Below are 23,026 nucleotides of genomic sequence, written 5' to 3' on the forward strand. Positions count from 1 at the left end.
AGCGGCCATTGGCCGCGAAACCGGGGTTCGTCACAAGACGGACAAGCAAGTAACCAAACGCAAAGGAGATGCAAGATGGTTGCTACGATTCAACTGACTAGTGCGAGCAGCGATTGGGTCGACTATCTCACCAACGACTGGCTGTCCGGCTTCAACAATCCGACATACGGCGATTTCTATCAGAACTACAATCCTGGAGATCCCAACAAGGTTTACACGCAGTGGGGAGCCGGCACCAGCACTGGCTCAGGCGTCGTTCTCGACGGCTCATTCACATATAACCAGGGTGATCTGGACGGCACCATCGATACGCTGACTTTCGGCGATGGCCTGACGGGATCCGGATCAACCGGCTTCGGCGTGAGCAATCCGGAGCTCACAATCGATCTTGGCGGTGCTAACGCGATCACCTCGTTCGACTATAGTATCTACAACATTTCAGTGAACGGCAGCTTCACTGGGACCGGGTCAACCGATGGCCTGTTCGATTACTTCGATGATGTCGGCACGGCGCAGATCGGAACGTCTGCCAACGACGTCTTCACCGGCTTCGCAAGCGACGATACATTCGTCTTCGATGACGGCTGGGGAGATGACGAAGTCAACAACTTCGGCACCACTTCAGGCAATGAAGACGTCCTTGATCTCACGGACGTGTCCGGCATCACCAGCTACATGGATCTGATCTTCAATCACTCCAACTGGTCGGACGCCACCGGCGTTCTGACGATTTCAGACGGAGGTAACGAGATCCAGGTCAATGGTTACGTTGGCAGCGACATTTTTGCCTTCGTCAATGACGGCAACGTGCTGGTCTGAGAAATAGCTGTCGTGTTGGAAGCGCCACAGCAGACACCGTCGCAGCCCGAGGCTGCGGCGGGAGTCTCATCTCTCAGACCAGCATTGGCGGGGATAGCCCTGATCAGCGGTGTGGTCAATGTGCTTGCGCTGACCGCGCCGCTCTTCATGCTGCAGGTCTATGACCGTGTGCTGTCGAGCCACAGCTTGCCGACACTGGTCGGGCTCGCCGTTCTGGCGACCGGTCTCTACGCGTTTCAATCCCTGCTCGACATCATCCGCTCGCGCGTTCTCCTGCGCATCGGCGAGCGTTTCGATCATCAGTTGTCCGGACGGGTGCACGAGGCCGTGGTGCGCTTGCCGCTCCTCACACGAATGCCGGGAGACGGCCTGCAGCCGCTGCGCGACCTCGACAATGTGCGCGGCTTTCTCTCCGGGCAGGGTCCTACCGCCTTCTTCGACCTGCCCTGGATGCCGCTTTATCTGGGCATCTGCTTCATCTTTCATTTCTGGATCGGCGTGACTGCGCTTGTCGGCGCCATTGTGCTGATATCGCTCACCCTCCTGACCGACCTGCTCTCGCATCGACCGACGCGCGAGACCATCCGTCACGGCATGGCGCGCAATGCGCTGATGGAAGCGGGGCGGCGCAACGCGGAGGTGGTGTCGGCCATGGGCCTGGGGGAGCGTATCGCGGAGCGCTGGCGCCAGGCGAATGCGGGCTATCTCGCCGCCAACCGCCGCGCTGGCGACGTTGCGGGCGGCCTCGGCGGCGTTTCCAGGTCGCTCCGCATGATGCTGCAGTCGACCATCCTCGGTGTCGGCGCCTGGCTGGTCATCGAGCAGGAAACGACCGCTGGCGTGATGATCGCCAGCTCCATCATGATGAGCCGGGCGCTTGCCCCTGTTGATCTAGCGATCGCCAGTTGGAGGCCCTTCCTGATGGCGTGCCAGAGCTGGACACGGCTTAAGGAGCTACTGGCGAAAATGCCCGACACGCGTTCGGTCATGGCGCTGCCCGCGCCCGAGAAGGAACTGCGCGCCGAGAACGTGACGATTGTCCCGCCCGGCGAGAAAAAGCCGACGGTCCAGGCCGTGAACCTTGTCATTCCGGCCGGCAGCGCACTCGGCATGATCGGCCCGAGCGGCAGCGGCAAGTCCACACTCGCCCGCGCCCTCGTCGGCGTCTGGACGCCGGCGGGCGGCAAGGTCCGCCTCGATGGCGCCAGTCTCGATCAATGGGACAAGAGTGCCCTTGGCCGACACGTCGGCTACCTGCCGCAGGGCGTCGAACTGTTCGACGGCACGATTGCCGACAACATCGCCCGCTTCGAACCGGGTCCGGATCCGGCGGCCATCGTTGCTGCGGCGAAGGCGGCCGGGGCGCACGACCTGATCCTGCGTTTCGAAAAGGGATACGAGACCCGGATCGGCGAGGCCGGTTCGTCTCTTTCAGCCGGTCAGCGTCAGCGCATCGGTCTTGCCAGGGCACTTTACGGCGATCCGTTTCTCGTCGTCCTCGACGAACCCAACGCCAATCTCGACGGTGACGGAGAGATGGCCGTTGCCCGGGCGATCAGAGCCGTGCGGGAACGGAACGGCATCGCGGTCGTCGTTATGCATCGGCCAAGCGCCATGGGCGTCGTGGATCTCGCCCTGATGATGGATGCCGGACGTGTGAAAGCGTTCGGCCCGCGCGACGAAGTTCTGTCGAAAGTTCTGAAGACCCGGCAATCGAACGGTGGCGCGGCACCGGGTGCGCAAGGCTACGGACCGACCGCTCGATCCCTCGGTTCACTCCGGGTTGTCGCCAATGAGACTGCTGATGCGGATGAGCCCCGGCTTGAAGATGCAGGAAAGCCCGATGTCAAACACTGATGTTTCGACAGTGTCGCGCTCCATAACGCGGCATCTTCTGGCTGGCGGGATTGCCTGTCTGGTCCTGGTTGGCGGTGTCGGCGGCTGGGCGGCGGCGACCAATCTCGCCGGTGCGGTGATCGCAGGCGGCACCTTCGTCGTGGATTCCTATGTCAAGAAGGTTCAGCACCCGACCGGAGGCGTTGTCGGTGAAATCCTTGTTCACGAGGGCCAGCGCGTGGAAGCGGGAGAGGTTCTGATCCGGCTCGACGCCACGCAGACCATGGCAAACCTCGCCGTTGTCACCAAGCGGCTCGATGAGCTGATGGCGCGCCGCGCTCGGCTCGAAGCCGAGCGGGATGACCTGAACGAAATCGTCTTTCCCGATGCGCTGCTCGCCCGGTTCAACGACCCCGATGTCGCGCAGGCGATCCACAGTGAACGCCAGCTGTTTGCTTTCCGGAAGCGCTCCCGTGAAGGAAAGAAGAACCAGCTGGCGGAGCGGATCGACCAGTACGAGATGGAGATCGCCGGCCTGAAGGCACAGGAGGATGCCTTCGACCGCGGCCTGGCCGTATTGGAAGACGAACTGAAGGGGCTCCGCTCGCTCAGGGAGAATGGCCTGGTCACCGTCCAGCGCATGAACGCACTCGATCGCGAGGCCGCGACGCTCGGCGGCGAACGCGGTGAGGCGATCGCCGGTCAGGCGCAGGTGGCTGGCCGCATTGCGGAGGCGAAGCTCCAGATCCTCCAGATCGATTCCGATCTCAAGACGGAGGTGGGCCGGGAACTGCGCGAGGTCCAGGCTCAGATCGGCGAGTTCGTCGAGCGCAAGGTGGCGGCGGAAGACGAACTGAAGCGTATCGATATCGTCGCCCCCCAAAGCGGCATGGTGCATCAGCTTTCCGTTCATGCGCCCGGCGCCGTGATCTCGCCGGCCGACACCATCATGCTGATCGTGCCCAACCAGGACCGGTTGGCACTGGACGCCGAAATCGCTCCCAAGGATATCGACCAGATCCGGCTCGGCCAGAAAGCCGTTCTGCGGATGACCGCGTTCAACCAGCGCACGACACCGGAGCTGAACGGCGACGTCACCCGGATTGCGGCCGATCTCACCCAGGATGAGCGCACCGGCCTTTCCTATTATCTCGTCCGCATATCGGTCCCGCCGGAGGAGCTCGCACGTCTCGACGGAGTTGCGCTCATTCCCGGCATGCCGGCCGAAGCCTTCATTCAAACCGGAGAGCGGACGGCTCTTTCCTATGTGGTGAAACCGCTCACCGATCAGATCAATCGCGCCTTCCGTGAAGAATAGCGCACCGCCAACACGCAATTATGAGGGTGAAAAGGGGCTGAGCATGAATGTTGTGAACCTGGAAGATGCATCGGCTGCGGGAGAATTCAGCAGGAGCAAGCGCCTGAAGCAGATGACACACGAGGCGCATGACCGCCTCGACAAGCGCATCATGGCGGCAGAACCATTCAGCACCCAGGAGCGTTATTACCGCTTCCTTGAGCTGCAGTACCGTTTTCATGCAGAAATCGATCCGCTTTACCGTTACGCGACGCTGGCACAGCTTCTCCCGGATCTGGAGGCCCGACGCCGGCTCGGTCTGATCCGCCAGGATATGCGCGATCTGCGCATGAGCATACCAAGCCTTGCCCTCGACACGGACTATGAGATCGATGTCCCGAATGCGCTCGGCTGGCTCTATGTGGCGGAGGGCTCCAATCTGGGTGCTGCGTTTCTCTTGAAGCAAGCGGCCAGGCTCGGATTATCGGAAACACTGGGAGCGCGGCATTTGGCAGGCCATCCGCACGGACGCGGGCTCCACTGGCGCAGGTTCACGGCTGCTCTCGACGCTGTCGATCTCAGCAGCGAGGAAGAGGCGCGTGTGGTCGAGGGGGCGACCAGCGCCTTCCGGCGTGTGCATGTCCTGGTCGACGAGGTGTTTTGATGAATGCCGCCGAAATCCTACGAGGTCGGCGTACCTGCTCCACCGCTGTTCAGAAAGCCGCCGAAACCAAGAGCGCGGGGCCACCGTCGACGAATGGAAAACTCATGGATGAATGCAAGAAAGACGGCTTCATTGCCCTAGGCTGCCTGATGCTCCTGCTGGCCTTCGCCGGGGCAGCGCTGCCACTCATGCCCACGACGATCTTCCTGATCCTGGCGCTGTGGTTCTTCGCGCGTTCCTCGCCACGGCTCGAAGCCTGGCTGCTCGGTCATCCGCGTTTCGGTCCGACGTTGCGCGCATGGCGCGAACAGGGCGCCGTGCCGTTCCGTGCCAAGATGTTGGCCTGTCACGGCATGTGTATTGGCTACACGATCTTTGTGGTCACCCTGACACCCGGAGTTTGGTTGGACATGTCTGTCGCGCTCTTCATGATCGGCTCAGCCATCTATGTCGTAACGCGACCGGAACCCGTGCAGGGAGCGCCATCCAAAGAGTCGACAAAACCATCAAGTCATCGCTAACGGGAGGAAAGCGAGTATGCAACTGTCGCGACAATCACAGATCGCAATCGATGTTCTTCTCAGCTGTGCGGAGCAAGAAGGGGCGACTGTCCTCACCCAGCACACGGCCGAACGTGCGGGAACGACACCGGCATTCGCAGCGCGCGTTGTGAATTTGCTGGTCCACGGCGGGTTCCTCAGGAGCCATCGGGGCAGGCGTGGTGGCGTCAGCCTTGCCCGTCCGGCAAGCAGCATTCGGCTTGGCGCGGTCCTTCGCCTTACCCAGAGCAGCCTTTGCAGCGATACAATCGGTGAGGAGAGAGGGCGCGGGAGGGTACCGATTGATAGTGTGTTGCGAGCAGCAACCCATTCCTTCCTATCGATCATCGACAATTTTACGCTTGCCGACCTTGCACATGGGGAAGGAAGCGGCCGGCTCGCCTGCCTCGACTGCGCCCTGTGGGCAGCTGCAGTACGACGGCCTCTGCCCCGCGGGCTGGACTACTCTCCCTTTGGCCACTCCCTCGTTCCTCCATCGACCAATCAAACGACCAAGTCCCTCAGAAAGAATAGAGCCGACCATGTCCTGTTGTGACCGTTTCCTGTGGTCCACTCCTCTCATCCGGCGATCGAAAGATGGATGGGAGTTGGTAGTCGTCGCCATCGTCCTCACCCTGGCGCTTGGCTGGTGGGACGGGGCCGCGGCACAGGAAGCAGATGAGGTGCCGACGCAGGAACGAATCGTGACGCCTGCCTCCACGCCGGATACGCAGCCGCCCGCTGAAGCACAACGCGCCGAGGAAAGCGACGGTGCAGGACCTGCGCAGTCCGAAACCCAGGCAGATAGTCCGGCAGAAACAGTTCCTGAAACCTCCGAAATGTCTGCGGGAGGCAATGCCGTCACTGACCAATTGCCGCTTGGCCCCTCTGCACCGCCCCCCTCTGTTCTTGAAGATCCAGCCGGTGCCCTTTCCCGAATATTCGACACCGGGCACCGCGCCGACCTGCCCCATGACCTTTCACCCTGGGGGATGTTCATGGCGGCAGACTGGGTGGTGAAGGCAGTGATGATCGGGCTCGCCCTTGCATCGCTCACCACCTGGACAGTGTGGCTGGCAAAATCGCTGGAACTCGCTGGTGCCAAAGCCCGGGCGAAGCGGGCTCTGAAGGCCATCAACGCCTCCGCCAGTCTCAATGAGGCTGACCAGCGTCTCACCGGCCGCCGCGGACCGGCGGCGTTCATGGTGCAATCGGCGGAGGGGGAATTGCGCCGGTCTGATGCCGCACTCGACCACGCCGGCAATGAGGGAGTAAAGGAGCGTGTCGCATCCCGCCTCCAGCGCATCGAGGCCCAGGCTGGTCGGCGGTTGGCGAAGGGCACGGGACTGCTGGCCACCATCGGGTCGACCGCTCCCTTCGTCGGCCTTTTTGGCACGGTCTGGGGCATCATGAACGCGTTCATCGGCATCTCGGAGGCGCAGACCACCAATCTCGCGGTCGTCGCGCCGGGCATTGCCGAGGCTCTGCTCGCCACGGCCATCGGCCTTGTTGCCGCTATCCCCGCCGTTGTGATCTACAACGTCTTTGCCCGCGGCATCGCCGGATACCGGCAACTGCTGGCGGATGCGGCGGCTGGCGTCGAGCGGCTAGTCAGTCTCGATCTCGATTTCCGCAAGGTGCCGGCCGGTGCCGGCCCGGCTCGCGCCGCGCTGGCTGCGGAGTGATGCGCCATGGCTGGAGGCATAAAAGAACGCCACGGCGATGATCTCGACGAAAATTCCGAGATCAATGTCGTTCCCTTCATCGATATCATGCTGGTGCTGCTGATCATCTTCATGGTGGCAGCGCCGCTCGCCACGGTGGATGTCGACGTCGATCTGCCGGCATCGACGGCCGAACCTCGGGAACGGCCGAATGAGCCGCTCTACCTCACACTGCAAGAGGACCTCACGCTGAGCTTGGGGGAAGACCCGATTGACCGCAACCGGCTGAAGAGCGCCCTTGACGAGGTTACCGGCGGTGATCAGGAGGCGCGCGTCTTCCTGCGCGCCGATCGCTCGATCGAGTACGGCGAACTGATGAAGGTCATGAACCTCCTGCGCGCTGCCGGCTATCTCAGGATCGCATTGGTCGGTCTGGAGTCTGCCCCGGATGCACAGAAGGAAGAGGCGACCGAGCCTGCGGAGCAGGAGCACAATGGCTGATCGGAATGGGTTCGCAGGTCACGGTGCCCGTATCGCCCAACTCGCCCTATGGACCGGTGCAGGGATTGTCGTGCTGACCGCCCATGTCGGTGCTGCAGTGTGGTTTTTGCGCGAGCAGCCGGCCGTGTCCGCCGATGAGACGCCGCCACCAGCTATCATGATCGAGTTGGCCCCCGACCCGGAAGCCGTGGCGACGGAGGAAAACGAAATCGCTCCCGATCAGGAAGCCGTCGAGCAGAGCATCGCCCAACCGGACGAGATAACGGAGCCCGATGCTTCCGCTGATGTTCCTCCCGAAGATGCAAGCGAGCCTGAACCAGCTCCGGTGGAGAAAGAGTTTGCTGAGGAAGAACCGGTCACCGAGCCTGTCGATGAACCGATTGCGGCTCAAGTCGAGAATGTCGAGGTTCCGATCCCCACGCCCAGGCCGCAGCGGCCACAGCCGAAAAAGGAAGTCGCCACCAAGCCACCGAAAGAACCGGAGCCTGTCCGCAAATCACAGCGCCAACAGCTGGCAACCACCTCGAAAGCGGCAGTCCAGGCACAGGCGCGGGTGAAAGAATCGAACCGCACGGCTGCGCGTCAGACCTCGTCCGGCCTGTTTTCGTCTTCCATGACACCGGCCAAATGGCAGTCTCGCCTCATGGCCCATCTGGAGAGGCGCAAGCGTTATCCATCAGGCGCCAGAAGGCGCGGCGAGCAAGGTGTTGCCTATGTCCGTTTCCGTATCGACGGTTCCGGAAACGTGTTGTCTGTTTCGCTTGCCCGTTCCTCCGGCTTTACTGAGCTCGATCAGGCGGTTTTGTCGCTCGTCCGCCGAGCCTCTCCGGTGCCCGCGCCTCCGCCCGGTGTCAACAAGACAATCACCGCGCCGGTGCAATTCAGCATCCGCTAGGACGGGAATGATCAGCTCCTGAAAGAGCGGCCGGAACATAAGTGAGGAGGAGAGGATTCGATAGGGAGGGCTGATTGGACCTTCGCCATCTCCGCTACATCGTTGCCAGTGCCCGCAACGGAAGCTTCAGCGCGGCTGCGCATGAGCTCAATGTCCGACAACCGATCGTCAGCAGACGTATCAAGGAGGTCGAAGACGAACTTGGCGGTATCGCCCTGTTCGACCGTTCAACCTCGGGAGCACGGCTGACACCCACCGGTGAGGAATTTGTCACCGCGGCGCGTCGCATAATCGAAGATGTCGACCGCCTTGCCGAAAGGACAAAAGCAAGTGCCGCAGGCAAGGCGGGACGCCTTCTTGTGGGCTTCTACAAGTCGCTGTCGTCGGGGGGCTTCCGCGCTGCGTTGCGCGATTTCCGGGCGCAGTATCGCGATATCGAGGTGGAACTGATAGAGGTTCCGTTCGTCGAACTGATTGCTGGTGTGCTTTCAGACAAGATCGACATTGCCATAATCCTGGGTGACACCGGCAAGTGCAATGTACTCAGTTCTGTCGCGCTCTGGGCGGAGCGTCTCGTGGTCGCCCTGCCGAAAGGTCACCCACTCACCGAGAAACCGATCATCTACTGGCCGGAACTAAAGGGGGAACGCTTCCTCATCAGTCATCATGACCCTGGGCCCGACATCCGACATATCCTGCTTCGCCATCTCGCCGCGCCGTCGGACCACCCTCAGATCATTACACGTCGTCTCAGCCGCGAGAGCATCCTGAGCGAGGTAGCGGACGGCCAGGGCATTGCGCTGCAATGCGAATCAGCTGTCGGCCTGTCGGGTCTCGGCGTGGTCTTCCGCCCGGTTCATGACGGTAACGGTGCAACGCGACTCGGCTATATCGCCTGCTGGAAACCGGGCAACGTCAATCCCGCCAGAGAGCACTTTATCGAAGCCCTGAAACCGCGAAGCTGATTCACCTCCGGTAGCAATTCGCGATGGTATTCTGGCTAGGCGCGCGCCGCAAATCGCGCCGAATGTTTCCTGTATTTTTTCGATCCGCTACGACCGGCTGCGAAACGCCGAAGAATAGTGTTGCAGCGGCGCAATTTGTGCCTTTCTTGATTGTCCCCGTCGCCATCCGCCCGTGATCGCGGAAGGCCGAAAACGGGGATGACATGCCGGCAGATCATCAAAACCACGAGAGACTTTCACGCGGGGCGCGCATGCTGCGCACTGCGCTCGGCCCCGCGATCGTCGGCTATCTCGAAGACCCTTCGATCGTCGAGGTGATGCTGAACCCGGACGGGCGCCTCTGGGTCGATCGGCTCAAGGAAGGTCTGACCGATACCGGCGAAATGCTTCTGCCGTCCGATGGCGAGCGCATCGTGCGCCTAGTTGCACATCATGTCGGCGCGGAAGTTCATCCTGGTTCCCCACGCGTCTCGGCCGAACTGCCGGAGACCGGCGAGCGTTTCGAGGGCCTGCTGCCGCCTGTTGTCTCTGCACCCGCCTTCGCTATCCGCAAGCCGGCCGTCGCTGTGTTCACGCTCGCCGATTACGTCACGGCCGGCATCATGACCGCCTCACAGGCCGACGTTTTGCGTCTGGCGATCGAGAAGCGGAAGAACATCCTGGTCGCCGGCGGCACGTCTACCGGCAAGACCACGCTCACCAACGCGCTGCTGGCCGAGGTCGCAAAAACCCTGGATCGCATCGTGCTGATCGAGGACACGCGCGAGCTGCAATGCGCCGCGCCCAATCTCGTCGCGTTGCGCACCAAGGATGGCGTCGCCTCGCTTTCGGACCTCGTGAAGTCGTCGCTGCGCCTTCGGCCCGACCGCATTCCGGTCGGCGAGGTGCGCGGCAGCGAAGCGCTGGACCTCTTGAAGGCATGGGGCACCGGCCACCCCGGCGGCATCGGCACCATTCATGCCAATACGGCAATCGGCGCGCTGCGCCGGCTCGAGCAGCTCGTGCAGGAGGCTGTCATCACGGTCCCGCGCGCGCTCATCGCAGAAACCATCGACCTCATCGCCGTTCTTTCCGGCCGTGGCTCCGCAAGACGTTTGGTCGGGATCGCCCTGGTGGAGGGGCTCGATCCCGCGACCGGCGACTACCGTACCCTCAACGCACAGATCGAACCCGATCCGCAAAGTCTTTCGAAAGGAGAAGACCTGTGATCCTGCCCCTCCTTACCCGTGCTCACCAGCGATTTGCCCACGGCACCATGCTCGCGTCCGCCGTCATACTGACGGCCGTGCCCGCCCGTGCCGCCGGTTCCTCTATGCCGTGGGAGGAGCCGCTTCAGCAGATCCTCGAATCCATCGAGGGACCGGTCGCCAAGATCGTCGCGGTGATCATCATCATCGTCACCGGCCTGACGCTGGCCTTCGGTGATACCGGCGGCGGCTTCCGCAAGCTGATCCAGATCGTCTTCGGCCTGTCGATCGCTTTTGCCGCCAGCTCCTTCTTCCTGTCCTTCTTCTCGTTTGGCGGCGGAGCGCTGGTCTAATGACGGGGTCCCCGCTCGATTCCGAGGAAGTCCGCGGTTTCTTCGCACCGGTGCATCGCGCGCTGACCGAGCCGATTCTGCTCGGCGGTGCACCACGTTCGGTCGCCATTCTCAACGGCACGCTGGCCGGCGCCGTCGGGCTCGGCCTGCGGCTGTGGATCGCCGGGCTGGTCATCTGGGCCGTCGGTCACTTCGCGTCCGTCTGGGCGGCGAAGCGCGACGCGCAGTTCGTCGACGTCGGCCGGCGGCACCTGCGCTACCCCTCGCACATGGGCGTGTGAGGTCGCCATGATGAACCTCTCCGAATATCGCAAGCGCTCCGCCAGCCTCGCCGACTTCCTGCCCTGGGCGGCGCTCGTCGCGCCGGGCATCGTCTTGAACAAGGACGGCTCCTTCCAGCGCACCGCGCGCTTTCGCGGCCCCGACCTCGACAGCGCTACATCGGCCGAACTGATCGGCACGACAGCGCGGCTCAACAATGCGCTGCGCCGCCTCGGCTCCGGCTGGGCGATCTTCGTCGAGGCACAGCGCAATCCGGCGACGGACTATCCGGAAAGCCTGTTTCCGGATTCCGCCGCCGCGCTCGTCGACGTGGAACGTCGCGAGCAGTTCGAGGATAGCGGTGTGCTCTTTGAAAGCAGCTATTTCCTCACCTTCGTCTGGTTGCCGCCGGCCGAGGAAGCCTCGCGCATGGAAAGCTGGCTCTACGAGGGACGCGAGAAGAGCGGCGTCGATCCATGGGAACTGCTGAAGGGTTTTGTCGACCGCACCGACCGTGTCCTCAACCTCATCGAAGGTTTTGTCCCGGAAGCCGACTGGCTCGACGATGCCGAGACGCTGACCTATCTGCACTCGACCATATCGGTATCCCGCCATCGCGTCCGCGTGCCCGAGACGCCGATGCATCTCGACGCGCTGCTCGCCGATCAGCCGCTCGCCGGCGGGCTGGAGCCGCGTCTCGGCGATTTCCATCTGCGCACGTTGACCGTCATTGGATTCCCGACCACGACGTTTCCCGGAATTCTCGACGACCTCAACCGGCTCGCCTTCCTCTATCGCTGGTCGACGCGAGCGATCATGCTCGACAAGACGGACGCCACCCGGCTAGTGACGAAGATCCGGCGGCAATGGTTTGCCAAGAGGAAGTCGGTCGCCGCCATCATCAAGGAGGTGATGACCAACGAGCAGTCGGTGCTCGTCGATTCCGATGCCGCCAACAAGGCCGCCGACGCCGATGCCGCGCTTCAGGATCTCGGCTCCGATCAGGTCGGCGAAGCCCATGTCACCGCGACCGTGACGGTCTGGGATGCCGACCCTTCCATCGCCGACGAGAAGCTGCGCCTGGTCGAGAAGGTCATCCAGAGCCGAGATTTCACCTGCATTGCGGAGGGCGTCAACGCGATCGAAGCCTGGCTCGGAAGCATTCCGGGACAGGTCTATGCCAATGTCCGCCAGCCGCCGATCTCGACCCTGAACCTCGCCCACATGATCCCGCTCTCGGCGGTCTGGGCCGGACCGGCAAGGGACGAGCATCTCGATGCGCCGCCGCTGTTCTATGCCAGGACCGAAGGCGCGACACCATTCCGCTTCGCGCTCCATGTCGGCGATGTCGGCCATCTGATGGTGGTTGGTCCGACCGGCGCCGGCAAGTCGGTGCTGCTGGCGCTGATGGCGTTGCAGTTCCGGCGCTACGAGAACGCCCAGGTCTTCGTTTTCGATTTCGGCGGCTCGATCCGCACCGCCACGCTGGCGATGAACGGCGACTGGCAGGATCTCGGCGGCGCGCTCACCGACGATGCGGTTTCCAGCTCCGTCTTGCTCCAGCCGCTCGCCGGCATCCACCACACGCCGGAACGGGCATGGGCCGCCGACTGGCTGGTCGACATTCTGCGACGCGAAGGCGTCGAGATCACGCCGGAGGTCAAGGAGCATCTCTGGTCGGCGCTGACCTCGCTTAGCACCGCGCCGGTCGAGGAGCGCACCATCACCGGCCTGACGGTGCTGTTGCAATCCTCCGCCTTGAAGCAAGCCCTTCGTCCTTACTGCGTCGGCGGCGCACATGGACGGCTGCTCGATGCCGAGACCGAGCGTCTCGGCGAGGCGTCCGTCCAGGCGTTCGAGACCGAAGGGCTGGTCGGCACAGGCGCGGCGTCGGCCGTGCTCTCCTATCTCTTCCACCGCATCGAAGCGCGTTTCGATGGACGTCCCACGCTGCTCGTCATCGACGAGGGCTGGCGCGCGCTCGACGATGGTGGCTTTGCGGAAAAGATCAAGGAATGGCTGAAGACGCTGCGCAAGAAGAATGTCAGCGTCGTCTTCTCCTCCCAGTCACTCGCCGACATCGAAGCCTCGCCCATCGCGCCGGTGCTGGTCGAAAGCTGCCCGACCCGTATCTTCCTTGCGAATGAGCGCGCGATCGAGCCGCAGATCGCCACCGTCTATCGCCAGTTCGGCCTCAACGACCGGCAGATCGAGATCATCGCGCGGGCGACGCCCAAGCGCGACTATTATTACCAGTCGCGGCGCGGCAACCGCCTGTTCGAACTCGGCCTTGGGTCCATTGCGCTCATCCTGTGCGGCGCGTCCGACAAGGCCGCGCACGCGCTGATCGACGAATTGCTGCGCGACGGCGCGCGGCCCTATTTCCTCGAAGCGTGGCTCGAAGCCAATGGGCTTCGCTGGGCTGCCGATCTCATTCCCGACCTCACCAATGTCATCGACCGGTCTGCGCAGCCGGGCCCACCCGCGGCGTCCGGAGAAACTGGCCCTGCGTCGACGAAGACCGGAGCCGGCACCGATCCCGAAACCGCCGACCCGTCATCCGAAGAGGAGATTTGATCCATGACCTGCACGTCCCGACATCACCGCCTGCGCCGCATGGTCGTCGCCAGCACCACTGCGATCGGCATCGCGCTGGCCTCACCGCCGGCTTCGGCACTGATCGTGTTCGATCCGTCCAACTACGCGGAAAACGTCCTGACCGCCGCACGCTCGCTGGAGCAGATCAACAACCAGATTGCCTCGCTTCAGAACGAGGCGCAGATGCTGATCAACCAAGCGAAGAATCTCACCAGCCTGCCGACCTCGATACTGTCCGAGATTGAGGGCAATTTCTCCGAGATGAAGGCGTTGCTCGGGGAAGCCGAGAAGCTTGCCTACAGCGTGCAGGATATCGAGAGCCAGTTCGCCTCGACTTATCGCGATTTCGCCGCCGATAAGTCCGGCGAGCAACTCGTCGCCTCGGCGCGCGAACGCTGGCAGCAATCGGTCTCCGCCTTCGAGCATTCCCTGAAAGCAGGCGCCGTTGCCGTCGAAAATATCGAGGGCACGCGCTCGCAGTCAAGCTCGCTGGTCGATGCCAGCCAGTCGGCCGTCGGCGTGCTTCAGGCAACGCAGGCCGGCAACCAGTTGCTCGCCGTGCAGGCCGCACAGGTCGCGGACCTGACCGCCATGCTGGCGGCTCAAGGGAGGGCCGCGGCACTCGAACAGGCGCGACAGGCCGCTGCGCAGGAGCAGGCCCGCGAGCAGTTCAGCCGTTTCATGAATGGCCGCCGATACAGCCCGTCCGCCGTGCGCATGTTCCACGATTGAGGAGCCTGCCGCCATGGACCTGAAGATCGCCGCCCGGATGATCGCCGTTCTCGCCATCGGCAGCGCCATGATTGCTGCCGTCATGGTGCTGCGCAGGGACGGCGCGGAGGACGCCCCCGCCCTTCGCCTCCGCCATCCGGGCGGCGAGCCCGCGCGGTCCGAACTGCTGCGTTGCCGCGATCTCGGCATGGCGGCCGCCGACGATCCAGCCTGCCTGAAAGCCTGGGCCAAGAACCGCCGCCGCTTCTTCCAGAGAGACGAGCCGCAGCGTCCGGCCGAGCCGAAGCCGGAACGCTTTGGCGCCATACCGCCTCCGGCCGAAAGCACGTTCCCCGAACTGCTCCCAATCGCTCCGGACGATGCACCCAGACCCGGCATGGGAGAAGTCACCGGCAACACGGCCGGCGACGAGAAACCCGAAATCAGCGTGGAGCCACGGCCGTGAACGATGTCGGCGTCATCGACCGTTTCCTGGAAACGTTTACCGCCTATATCGATTCCGGCTTCGGCCTGCTCGGCGGGGAAATCGCCTTCCTCACCTCCACGTTGATCGTCATCGACATCACGCTGGCCGGCCTGTTCTGGGCCTGGGGCGCGGACGAGGACGTGCTGCAGCGCCTTGTGAAGAAGACGCTCTATATCGGCTTCTTCGCCTTCATCATCGGCAACTTCAATTCGCTCGCAGCCATCGTCTTCGAGAGCTTTTCCGGTCTCGGCCTGAAGGCGGGCGGCTCCGCGCTGTCCGGTTCCGAGCTTCTCCAGCCTGGTCGCGTCGCACAGGTCGGCCTCGACGCCGCCGATCCTATCCTAGAGGCGGCCGGCGAACTGATGGGCTATCTCTCCTTCTTCGAGAACTTCGCGCAGATCATGGTGCTCATGATCGCCTGGGCGATCGTGCTGATCGCCTTCTTCCTTCTGGCGGTACAGATTTTCGTCACACTCATCGAGTTCAAGCTGACGACGCTCGCCGGCTTCGTGCTGATCCCCTTCGCGCTATTCGGCAAGACGGCCTTCCTCGCCGAGAAGGTGCTCGGCAACATCGTCGCCTCCGGCATCAAGATCCTGGTGCTCGCCGTCATCGTCGGCATCGGCTCCGGACTGTTCGACGAGTTCACCACCGGCATCGCCGAACAACCGACCATCACCGATGCGCTGTCCATGGTGCTGGGCGCGCTCTGCCTGCTCGGCCTCGGCATCTTCGGCCCCGGCATCGCCACCGGCCTCGTCTCCGGCGCGCCCCAGCTTGGCGCGGGGGCGGCGGCCGGCACCGGCCTGGCTGCCGCGGGTATGGGTGCTGCCGGCTATATGGGGGCGCGTGCCGGATTGAGCGGCGGTGCTGCCGCGATCGGCGCCGGCGGGCGCATGGGTGCCGCTGCCGCCCGTGGTGGCGCGCATCTGGCCGGCAGCGCCTCCACCGCCTATGGCCTTGCCGCCTCGACCTCCGGTCAGTCCGGAACGGGGGCCGTGGCTGCCGGCATGAGCGGCGTTGCCAAGGCCGGCGCGAGTGCTGCCGTGCAGCCGGTGAAGGACGCCATGTCGCGCGCCGCCCAATCCTTGTCCTCCAGCCAATCGGCGGGCCGCGCGGCAGCATGGAGCGTCACCGGCGGACAGTCACCCGTCGCCGGCATGGCGGATACCGCCGCTGGCGCGTCTCCTTCAGCCGCTTCTTCTCCGCCAGCCTGGGCCACGCGCATGAAGCGCGGCCAGTCCGTGAGCCACGGTGCAACCGCCGCAGCCCACGCCGTCCGCTCCGGCGATTCCGGCGGCGGCTCCATGTCCGTTTCCCTCGATCAGGATGACCGCAGATGAACCTCTTCAAAAGACCTTCAGTGCGCTATGCGCGCACGCCCGAACCGGAAACTCCATACCAGCGCGCCGCACAGGCCTGGGACGAGCGCATCGGCTCGGCCCGCGTGCAGGCGAAAAACTGGCGGCTGATGGCCTTCGGCTCGCTGATACTGGCAGGCGGATTCGCCACGGCACTGGTCTGGCAGTCGACGCGCGGCACCGTCGTGCCCTGGGTGGTACAGGTCGACAAGTTCGGCGAGGCACAGGCTGTCGCCTCGGCCGTCGCCGACTATCGGCCCACCGATCCGCAGATCGCATGGCATCTGGCGCGTTTCATCGAGCAGGTGAGAAGCATTCCGGCTGACCCGATCATCGTGCGGCAGAACTGGCTGCGCGCCTATGAATACACCACCGATCGCGGCGCAATCGCGCTCAACGATTACGCCCGTTCGAACGACCCGTTCACCAGGGTCGGCCGGCAGCAGATCGCCGTCGAGATCTCAAGCGTGATCCGCGCTTCGCCAGACTCGTTCCGCATCGCCTGGACAGAGCGTCGTTACGAGAATGGCCAGATCGCCGGCACCGAGCGCTGGACCGCCATCCTCACCGTTGTGATCCAGCAGCCGCGCACGGCCGACAAGCTGAAGGCAAACCCGCTCGGCGTCTACGTCAACGCAATCAACTGGTCGAAGGAGATGGGGTCATGAAGGGGGTGACAAGGAAGACCGAAGGCAGCACGGCGCGATATTCGCCGGTGCTCGCCGCAGCACTCCTGTCCGCCACGGCTCTGGGCGGCTGCGCCAACAAATACATCCCGCCGGAGATCGATTACGACAATGTCGCGCCGGCCGTTCTGAAGACCGATCCGCCCGGCAAAGTCGAGGTGGTCGAGCTGCCGAAGCCGCTCCCTTTGCCCGGCCAGTTGAAGCCGGTCGATGGCGGCAAGGCCAAACCGGAGCCGAAGGACCCGAAGGCCCGCGTCACCCAAGCGAACGAAGCTGCACGCATGCAGCCCGTCCGCGACGGCTTCATCAATGCCGTGCAGGTTTATCCCTTCTCGGCCGGCGCGCTCTATCAGGTCTATGCCGCGCCCGGTCAGGTCACCGACATCGCCCTCCAGCCCGGCGAGCAACTCGTCGGCTCCGGCCCGGTCGCGGCCGGCGACACGGTGCGCTGGATCATCGGCGACACGGAAAGCGGCGCAGGCGATCGCAGGCAGGTGCATATCCTGGTCAAGCCGACACGGCCGGACCTCCAGACCAATCTCGTCATCAACACGGACCGGCGCACCTACCATATGGAACTGCGCTCGACGGAGAAGACCTACATGGCCTCGGTCTCCTGGCAATATCCGCGGGACCAGTTGATTGCGCTCCGCCGGCAGAACGCAAGAGCGATCGCCGCGCAGCCTGTGGCGACAGGGGTCGACATCTCGAAGCTGAACTTCCGCTATTCGATCGAGGGTGACAGCGCGCCCTGGAAACCGCTGCGTGCCTTCGATGATGGATCGAAGGTCTATATCGAGTTCCCGTCCGGTATTGGCAAGGGCGAGATGCCGCCGCTCTTCGTCATTGGCCCGTCCGGTAACTCCGAACTGGTCAACTACCGCGCCCGCCAGAACTACTATGTCGTCGACCGTCTGTTCGCCGCCGCCGAATTGCGTCTCGGCGACAAGACGAGCGAGAGGCGTGTGCGCATCGTCCGCACCGACGGTCGCCCGGCCAAGCGGCGCACCGCGCTCTTTGCATCGGGGCGAGGCCGATGACCAACGCACCGAATATCCCTGCCGGCGACATCAAGGCCGAACTGCGCCTTCGACCCGAGCCTCCTCGCGTGACACGGCTGTCGCGCAAGGTGCTGATCGGTCTCGGCGGCGTCAGCGCCGTCACCATTGTCGGCTCACTCTTCTGGGCGCTCGATACCAGTCAGCGCGGCAGTCAACCCGCTACCGAACTCTACAGCACCGAAAACCGCTCGACGGCTGACGGCTTGCAGAACCTTCCGCGCGACTATACCGGCCTGCCGCGCTCGGACGTTCCAGCGTTGGGGCCGGCCTTGCCCGGTGATCTCGGCCGGCCGATCCGCCGTGCGCAAGAACAAGGCAAGTCGGTTGAAGTGCCAGTTATCGAGACACCACGTGCTGATCCCGACGAGCAGCGCCGCCTGGCCGAGATCGAAGCCGCCCGCGTCGCAAAACTGTTTACGGACAGCCGTGGCCTACGGGCGCCAGGTCAGCAGATCGCGGGAGAAATAGCAGTGGGTAATCGCGATCCGTCGTCCGGCCTCACCTTACCAACAGAGACGTCGCCGCTCGATCCCGGCGCCGCACAGAACATGCAGGACCGCAAGCTCGCCTTCGTCAATGCCGAGGCGGATCGCCGTACCGTCAGCCCCGACCGCGTGCAGGACAAAGCCTCGCCCTATGTCGTGCAGGCTGGGTCTGTCATTCCGGCGGCGCTGATCACCGGAATCAATTCCGATCTTCCCGGCCAGATCACCGCGCAGGTCACGGAACACGTCTATGACAGCCCGACCGGATCGCATCTGCTGATCCCGCAGGGCGCGCGCCTGATCGGCCAGTATGACAGCCAGGTCGCATTCGGCCAGCGCCGCGTCTTGCTCGTGTGGAACCACATCGTCATGCCCGACGGCACGTCCATTGTGCTAGAGCGCCTCGCGGGTTCCGACACGCAAGGCTTCTCCGGCCTGGAGGACGGAGTGGACCATCATTGGGGCCGGATTTTCCGCGCCGCGATTCTCTCGACGCTGCTAGGCATCGGTACGGAACTCTCCAGCGATGACGAGAGCGACATCGCCAAGGCCATCCGGGAAAGCGCCCAGGACACTGCCTCCGACATCGGCCAGCAGATCGTCCGCCGACAGCTCAACATCCAGCCGACGCTCACGGTGCGGCCGGGCTTCCCGGTCAGGATTGTTGTGAAACGGGATTTGGTGATGCAGCCCTACGATGCCGCAAAGGAGCGGTCATGACCAAACTCAAACTCTCCGCCATTCCCGACGACAAGCCCGTCAAACTGACCGTCGAATTGCCCGCTCCGGTGTTCAAGGATTTGCAGGCGTATGCCGAGGCGATCGGGCGCGAGAGCAACCAGCCTGCGCCTGATCCGGCGAGACTTGTTGCGCCAATGGCCGCCAGATTCATGGCTACCGACAAGGCGTTCCGCAAGGCCAGGAGACAATTGCCTCGACCCGAAGGTCGAAGCACAGCCGATACCGATAGCAGCTCTTCGTAGTTTGTGCGCCTGTCTAGCCCGCAACCTCCGGGACGCCGGCTGAGAAGCAGCGTCGCACTCTGGCGAGGTGATCAAACCGGCCCCGAACTCACGAACAAGATATGATTTTTACGTGTTTGGTGCGGACGGCGGAACTCGAACCTGTACTCTCGTAAGAGTAGCTTCAGCAGCGAGACCACGACTATGGATTCGTTTGCGGCGTGGCGCTCTTGTATTTCAACATGTGGTCCAGGCTCCAAACACCGGGGCCCGCGAAAACGAGGTAAAGAAAAACGAAGCAGAAGAGGATCGCGCTGTCACCACCGTTGAGAACCGGAAAGAAGCTTTGCGGGGCATGCGCCATCCAATAGGCCACCGCCATCTGCCCGGAAAGCAAGAAAGCGACCGGCCGCGTGAACAGGCCGAGAATGAGCAAGACACCACCGACGAGTTCGAGAAGGCCGGCAATCCACGGCAGGAACAGCATGTCGGGCGAGAATTCGCTGGCGGGAAATCCGAGCAGCTTCTGCGTACCGTGCTCCAGGAACAGGAACGCGGCGACAATGCGCAGTATGCTGAGGACGCGCGGTGTCCAGAGGCTCAAAGTCTCATTGCTGTTCATGATGGAATGCTCCTGAAATCCACAGGATTCTTGATTGATTTGTTCAGGCGGTGCCGGCAACGCGCATCGAGCCGAGATCCTGTCTGTCCCGTTTCCGGCACGCACTCACCAGTGCCATGGCCAGGATTTCGGTGTCGGAGGTCGGGTGCGGACGCCAGCCACATGGGCAGGCATCGATTCTGGAATGCGCCTCTGCCGCCTCGCTATAGATCGATCCGATAGCCTGTGCAGCCAGCTGCAGGACCGCCATCGGCGGTAACCCCGTTCTGTCGATGACGTGGCAAAACTCGTTCGCCAATGCCATCCGGAAATGTGCCTCGGCCTCCTCACGGCGCGATTCAGTCTTGGACATCTGTGTCACGCGGCTTCTCCATGCCTGGATTCTGGCTCTCTTGTACTTCGGGTTCGGTCTGTTTCGTGCAGGTCGATAGGAGATCGGGGTGTGTCGATGTGCCGAACCCTGAAACGAAGGCGTGCAATGCCTCACATGCGGCATCGAGATCCCGCATCGCCGTGAAGAGCGCTTCCCGATCACACCAATGCGTCTCATACAGGGCGACGAAAATAGTATTGGCTGTATCGAGTGGTTCTGGCGCCTCATGGGCGCGCGCCAGGCTCTCGACGGCTCTTTGCCGGGCCTCGCGAACGCGTGAACGCTGCCGTTCGACTTCCGCCACGAGTTCCCGGTAGCGGCGCGTATCGATCCGTTCGGAATCGCTCGGAAGCGGGTGTCCTTCGATACTCGTGCAATGCTTCATGCAACTCGCCTCCCGTCTGGATCGCCGCTTGAGCTTCCGGTCGCGATCGTCCAGCGTTTCCGGTCGATGATCACGGTCTGGCCCGCCTGGAAAGCGGTGTTTTCGAGCGGGGGCTGTTCGACGGCCTTGCCGTACGCGAGCTTCTGCCAATGACCCGCCCGCGGACGGGCAATTTCGTACTGATCACAAGCCAGGGCGACATGTAGGTCGCGGACTCCGAATGTGCGGGCGACTTCCGTCAGCGGTTTCGACCAGACCAAGTCATAGAGCTCCGCGCGACTCATCTTCAGCATATCCTTCCACCTCCCGCGGCAAGCACAGCAATACCGGCGCCAAAATCGGAAAAAGGGGCTTGCTCCGGCGCTCGCTCCTCTACGCGTCCGGCAGCCGATTTCGGTCGCGGCACCTTCAATCAAACACAATACTCGACTATAAAAGTCAAGTTTATGCAGATCGGACTAAGCATTGCCGCTCACAGCGGTCGGGGTGTTGGATTTGGAGGTCACTCATGCCGGAAATGCGGAACAGATATCCCGGTCCAGACAGCTATTTCGAGCGCCCGGCCGAGAAGCTCGTGCTCGAAGGCCACCGCTGCTGGACGCGCGGCTACGTGATGCGATCGACGGAACCCTGGACCGACGCCCAGTTGCTCTATCGCCGCATACTGGGCGACGCCAACGGGGAACAGGCGATTATCGCGTTGGCGGGTTTCGTCAAGACGAGATAACCGTCTTGTGAAAGCTCCGACCTGACGTTGAGGGCGCTTGACTTCCAGAAACCGGCGTGCTTCCAAAGATGAATATAAAACTCATCTTTTGGCGTCGATCTCACGCATGAAGAGTGGGGTGCAAGGGTACATGCGGAATAAAACATATATCTCTCGTCAATCTTTCCGGCGCTCGGTGATCGCTGCAGGCCGAAAGGGTATGGGTTTTCTAGCGGAGCGGCACGTGGGGATAGAGCGCCGGTTGGCGGGATTATATCTCGAGTGGGGAACTGAAAAGCGTGTTGTGTCGGCGGTCAGCCCCGCATTCAAGTTCGCGGCTCAGGGCCTTCAGCAGAACCTCGTCGAGCGCGGAATCCCCGTTCTGCAAAACGGATTCCCGATCAACCGGGGGGACTGCTCTTGCATTGTTGGATTCTCGAATCCCCAACGGGCCGAGCTCACCAACCTGTTCAACGCATCCTCCGCCTCTTCGACGCTGATCGTCGATCAAGCAAGACCGGACCAGGCGGCATTCCTGCCCCGTGATGGGCGAAGACTCTATGCGGGCCTCAAGGCGACATTCTGAGGCCAAGCCGGAAGGAACCCAAGAAAGGAGCCAACCATGCTCAACCGTCGGACCCTCCTCGCAACTGCCGCAGCGGCGGCGGTTACGCGCCCGCCAGCCGTTTGGGCCGCCGACCCGCTGACGTTCTGGGGGCCGCCGGCAGCGCCCTCCATCGTACTGGCCCAGGCCGTGGCGAGCGGTACGCTCGAAGCCATCGCTCCATCGGTTGCATTCAAGACCTGGCGCACGCCCGACGAAATGCGTGCCGGGATCAGCTCCGGCTCGATGAAGGCGGTCATCGTCCCGAGCTACGTGGCCGCCAATCTCTACAATCGCGGTCTTGGCGTGCAACTCGCCAACATTATGACGCGCGGGCTGTTGTACATCGTGGCGGGCTCCGAAATCGGCGGCATTGCGGATCTTGCCGGCAAGAGGCTGGCCGTTCCCTTCCGCAACGATATGCCGGATTTCATTCTGCGCCGCCTTTTATCCCATGCAGGGCTCGAGCCTGGAAAAGACCTGCAGCTCGAATATGCCGGCACACCGCCCGAGGCGATGCAAATGCTGCTCGCCGGCCGCACGCAAGCCGCGCTGCTGGCTGAGCCGGCTGCGACTGCGACCATCCTCAAGGGCAAGCTGAGCATGAGCGGGCTGACGCGCGCCGTCGACTGCCAGAAGACGTGGGCCGAGGCGATCGGCGGGGATGGCTTCCTGCCGCAGGCCGGTCTTGCGGTCACGTCGGCTTTCATTGACGAGGTCGGTCCGGAAGGCCTTCGGACCCTGCAAGAAGCCCTTCAATCGGCGCTGAACTATGTGGTGAGCCATCCCACCCTGGCAGCGCTGGCATCGGCCGACGAATTCGGCCTGATGAGCCCTGTGGTCGCACAGGCAATCCCGCACAGTAATCTCGCCGCGCTACCCGCATCCTCGATCCGCCCGGAACTGGAGGCCTTCTTCTCCATCCTCGCTGACGACGATCCGCGCATCATCGGCGGCAAGCTGCCGGATGACGGGTTCTACGCGCTCTGAGAGCCCGCTCCGCT

General features: G+C 63.2%; 27 protein-coding genes. 23 read left to right on the plus strand and 4 right to left on the minus strand.

Annotated features, from left to right (window positions below; all coding sequences use genetic code 11):
- Window positions 1–75 precede the first annotated feature (75 nt).
- The 20 genes from PVE73_RS20970 (at window position 76) to PVE73_RS21065 (ending at window position 19,353) form a co-directional block, all read left to right on the plus strand.
- Window positions 76–819, plus strand: a complete 744-nt coding sequence (locus PVE73_RS20970; protein WP_277364103.1) for a hemolysin — start codon at window positions 76–78, stop codon at window positions 817–819.
- Between the two features lie 12 nt (window positions 820–831).
- The gene (locus PVE73_RS20975) at window positions 832–2,676 is read left to right on the plus strand and encodes a type I secretion system permease/ATPase (RefSeq protein WP_277364104.1); all 1,845 of its coding nucleotides are present in this window, start codon (window positions 832–834) and stop codon (window positions 2,674–2,676) included.
- Entirely contained in the window at window positions 2,663–3,973 is a 1,311-nt protein-coding gene (locus PVE73_RS20980; protein WP_277364105.1) for an HlyD family type I secretion periplasmic adaptor subunit, read from the plus strand. Before PVE73_RS20975 ends, PVE73_RS20980 begins: the two co-directional genes overlap by 14 nt.
- Before the next feature lie 43 nt (window positions 3,974–4,016).
- Window positions 4,017–4,616 (plus strand): biliverdin-producing heme oxygenase, encoded by a 600-nt coding sequence (locus PVE73_RS20985; RefSeq protein ID WP_277364106.1) that lies wholly within the window; start codon window positions 4,017–4,019, stop codon window positions 4,614–4,616.
- A complete protein-coding gene (locus PVE73_RS20990; protein WP_277364107.1) occupies window positions 4,616–5,137 on the plus strand; it encodes a YbaN family protein in 522 nt (173 codons plus the stop codon). The genes PVE73_RS20985 and PVE73_RS20990 overlap by 1 nt, the downstream gene beginning before the upstream one ends.
- 701 nt (window positions 5,138–5,838) lie before the next feature.
- Window positions 5,839–6,840 (plus strand): tonB-system energizer ExbB, encoded by a 1,002-nt coding sequence (gene exbB, locus PVE73_RS20995; RefSeq protein ID WP_277364108.1) that lies wholly within the window; start codon window positions 5,839–5,841, stop codon window positions 6,838–6,840.
- Window positions 6,841–6,846: 6 nt separating this feature from the next.
- Complete coding sequence (exbD, locus tag PVE73_RS21000) at window positions 6,847–7,320, plus strand: TonB system transport protein ExbD (protein WP_277364109.1); 474 nt, start codon at window positions 6,847–6,849, stop codon at window positions 7,318–7,320.
- Complete coding sequence (locus tag PVE73_RS21005) at window positions 7,313–8,215, plus strand: energy transducer TonB (RefSeq protein WP_277364110.1); 903 nt, start codon at window positions 7,313–7,315, stop codon at window positions 8,213–8,215. Before exbD ends, PVE73_RS21005 begins: the two co-directional genes overlap by 8 nt.
- A gap of 74 nt (window positions 8,216–8,289) precedes the next feature.
- Window positions 8,290–9,180 (plus strand): LysR family transcriptional regulator, encoded by an 891-nt coding sequence (locus PVE73_RS21010; RefSeq protein ID WP_277364111.1) that lies wholly within the window; start codon window positions 8,290–8,292, stop codon window positions 9,178–9,180.
- Window positions 9,181–9,383: 203 nt separating this feature from the next.
- Window positions 9,384–10,388: a P-type conjugative transfer ATPase TrbB gene (gene trbB / locus PVE73_RS21015; protein WP_277364112.1), complete on the plus strand. Its 1,005-nt coding sequence runs from the start codon at window positions 9,384–9,386 to the stop codon at window positions 10,386–10,388.
- 47 nt (window positions 10,389–10,435) lie between these two features.
- Window positions 10,436–10,720, plus strand: coding sequence for a TrbC/VirB2 family protein (locus PVE73_RS21020; protein ID WP_277367535.1), 285 nt, complete (start codon window positions 10,436–10,438; stop codon window positions 10,718–10,720).
- Window positions 10,720–11,001, plus strand: a complete 282-nt coding sequence (locus PVE73_RS21025) for a VirB3 family type IV secretion system protein (RefSeq protein WP_277364113.1) — start codon at window positions 10,720–10,722, stop codon at window positions 10,999–11,001. Before PVE73_RS21020 ends, PVE73_RS21025 begins: the two co-directional genes overlap by 1 nt.
- Window positions 11,002–11,008: 7 nt before the next feature.
- Entirely contained in the window at window positions 11,009–13,558 is a 2,550-nt protein-coding gene (gene trbE, locus PVE73_RS21030; RefSeq protein WP_277364114.1) for a conjugal transfer protein TrbE, read from the plus strand.
- Between the two features lie 39 nt (window positions 13,559–13,597).
- Window positions 13,598–14,311: a P-type conjugative transfer protein TrbJ gene (gene trbJ / locus PVE73_RS21035; RefSeq protein ID WP_277367536.1), complete on the plus strand. Its 714-nt coding sequence runs from the start codon at window positions 13,598–13,600 to the stop codon at window positions 14,309–14,311.
- Between the two features lie 13 nt (window positions 14,312–14,324).
- Window positions 14,325–14,756 (plus strand): putative entry exclusion protein TrbK-alt, encoded by a 432-nt coding sequence (trbK-alt, locus tag PVE73_RS21040; protein WP_277364115.1) that lies wholly within the window; start codon window positions 14,325–14,327, stop codon window positions 14,754–14,756.
- A complete protein-coding gene (trbL, locus tag PVE73_RS21045; RefSeq protein ID WP_277364116.1) occupies window positions 14,753–16,120 on the plus strand; it encodes a P-type conjugative transfer protein TrbL in 1,368 nt (455 codons plus the stop codon). The genes trbK-alt and trbL overlap by 4 nt, the downstream gene beginning before the upstream one ends.
- A complete protein-coding gene (gene trbF, locus PVE73_RS21050; RefSeq protein ID WP_277364117.1) occupies window positions 16,117–16,806 on the plus strand; it encodes a conjugal transfer protein TrbF in 690 nt (229 codons plus the stop codon). The genes trbL and trbF overlap by 4 nt, the downstream gene beginning before the upstream one ends.
- On the plus strand, window positions 16,803–17,864 hold the full coding sequence (gene trbG / locus PVE73_RS21055; RefSeq protein WP_277364118.1) for a P-type conjugative transfer protein TrbG: 1,062 nt from the start codon (window positions 16,803–16,805) through the stop codon (window positions 17,862–17,864). The genes trbF and trbG overlap by 4 nt, the downstream gene beginning before the upstream one ends.
- Window positions 17,861–19,090 carry a TrbI/VirB10 family protein gene (locus PVE73_RS21060; RefSeq protein ID WP_277364119.1) on the plus strand — a complete coding sequence of 410 codons (1,230 nt, stop codon included), beginning with the start codon at window positions 17,861–17,863 and terminating at the stop codon, window positions 19,088–19,090. Before trbG ends, PVE73_RS21060 begins: the two co-directional genes overlap by 4 nt.
- Window positions 19,087–19,353 carry a DUF2274 domain-containing protein gene (locus PVE73_RS21065; RefSeq protein ID WP_277364120.1) on the plus strand — a complete coding sequence of 89 codons (267 nt, stop codon included), beginning with the start codon at window positions 19,087–19,089 and terminating at the stop codon, window positions 19,351–19,353. Before PVE73_RS21060 ends, PVE73_RS21065 begins: the two co-directional genes overlap by 4 nt.
- Before the next feature lie 181 nt (window positions 19,354–19,534).
- Here PVE73_RS21065 and PVE73_RS21070 read toward each other — a convergent pair whose 3' ends face one another.
- The 4 genes from PVE73_RS21070 to PVE73_RS21085 are packed head-to-tail and all read right to left on the minus strand — an operon-like array spanning window position 19,535 to window position 21,005.
- A complete protein-coding gene (locus tag PVE73_RS21070; protein WP_277367537.1) occupies window positions 19,535–19,954 on the minus strand; it encodes a DoxX family protein in 420 nt (139 codons plus the stop codon).
- A 43-nt stretch (window positions 19,955–19,997) separates the two neighbouring features.
- Complete coding sequence (locus PVE73_RS21075; protein ID WP_277367538.1) at window positions 19,998–20,306, minus strand: hypothetical protein; 309 nt, start codon at window positions 20,304–20,306, stop codon at window positions 19,998–20,000.
- Window positions 20,293–20,712: a hypothetical protein gene (locus PVE73_RS21080; protein ID WP_277364121.1), complete on the minus strand. Its 420-nt coding sequence runs from the start codon at window positions 20,710–20,712 to the stop codon at window positions 20,293–20,295. Before PVE73_RS21080 ends, PVE73_RS21075 begins: the two co-directional genes overlap by 14 nt.
- Window positions 20,709–21,005: a hypothetical protein gene (locus PVE73_RS21085; protein WP_277364122.1), complete on the minus strand. Its 297-nt coding sequence runs from the start codon at window positions 21,003–21,005 to the stop codon at window positions 20,709–20,711. The genes PVE73_RS21080 and PVE73_RS21085 overlap by 4 nt, the downstream gene beginning before the upstream one ends.
- A gap of 215 nt (window positions 21,006–21,220) precedes the next feature.
- On the opposite strand from PVE73_RS21085, the gene PVE73_RS21090 reads away from it, so the two are divergent.
- From PVE73_RS21090 to PVE73_RS21100, 3 genes are all read left to right on the plus strand, one after another.
- Window positions 21,221–21,439 carry a hypothetical protein gene (locus PVE73_RS21090; protein ID WP_277364123.1) on the plus strand — a complete coding sequence of 73 codons (219 nt, stop codon included), beginning with the start codon at window positions 21,221–21,223 and terminating at the stop codon, window positions 21,437–21,439.
- A 130-nt stretch (window positions 21,440–21,569) separates the two neighbouring features.
- A complete protein-coding gene (locus tag PVE73_RS21095) occupies window positions 21,570–22,004 on the plus strand; it encodes a hypothetical protein (RefSeq protein WP_277367593.1) in 435 nt (144 codons plus the stop codon).
- A gap of 36 nt (window positions 22,005–22,040) precedes the next feature.
- Window positions 22,041–23,012 (plus strand): ABC transporter substrate-binding protein, encoded by a 972-nt coding sequence (locus tag PVE73_RS21100; RefSeq protein ID WP_277364124.1) that lies wholly within the window; start codon window positions 22,041–22,043, stop codon window positions 23,010–23,012.
- Window positions 23,013–23,026 lie beyond the last annotated feature (14 nt).

It is taken from the genome of Chelativorans sp. AA-79, assembly GCF_029457495.1.
Taxonomy (GTDB): Bacteria; Pseudomonadota; Alphaproteobacteria; order Rhizobiales; family Rhizobiaceae; genus Chelativorans.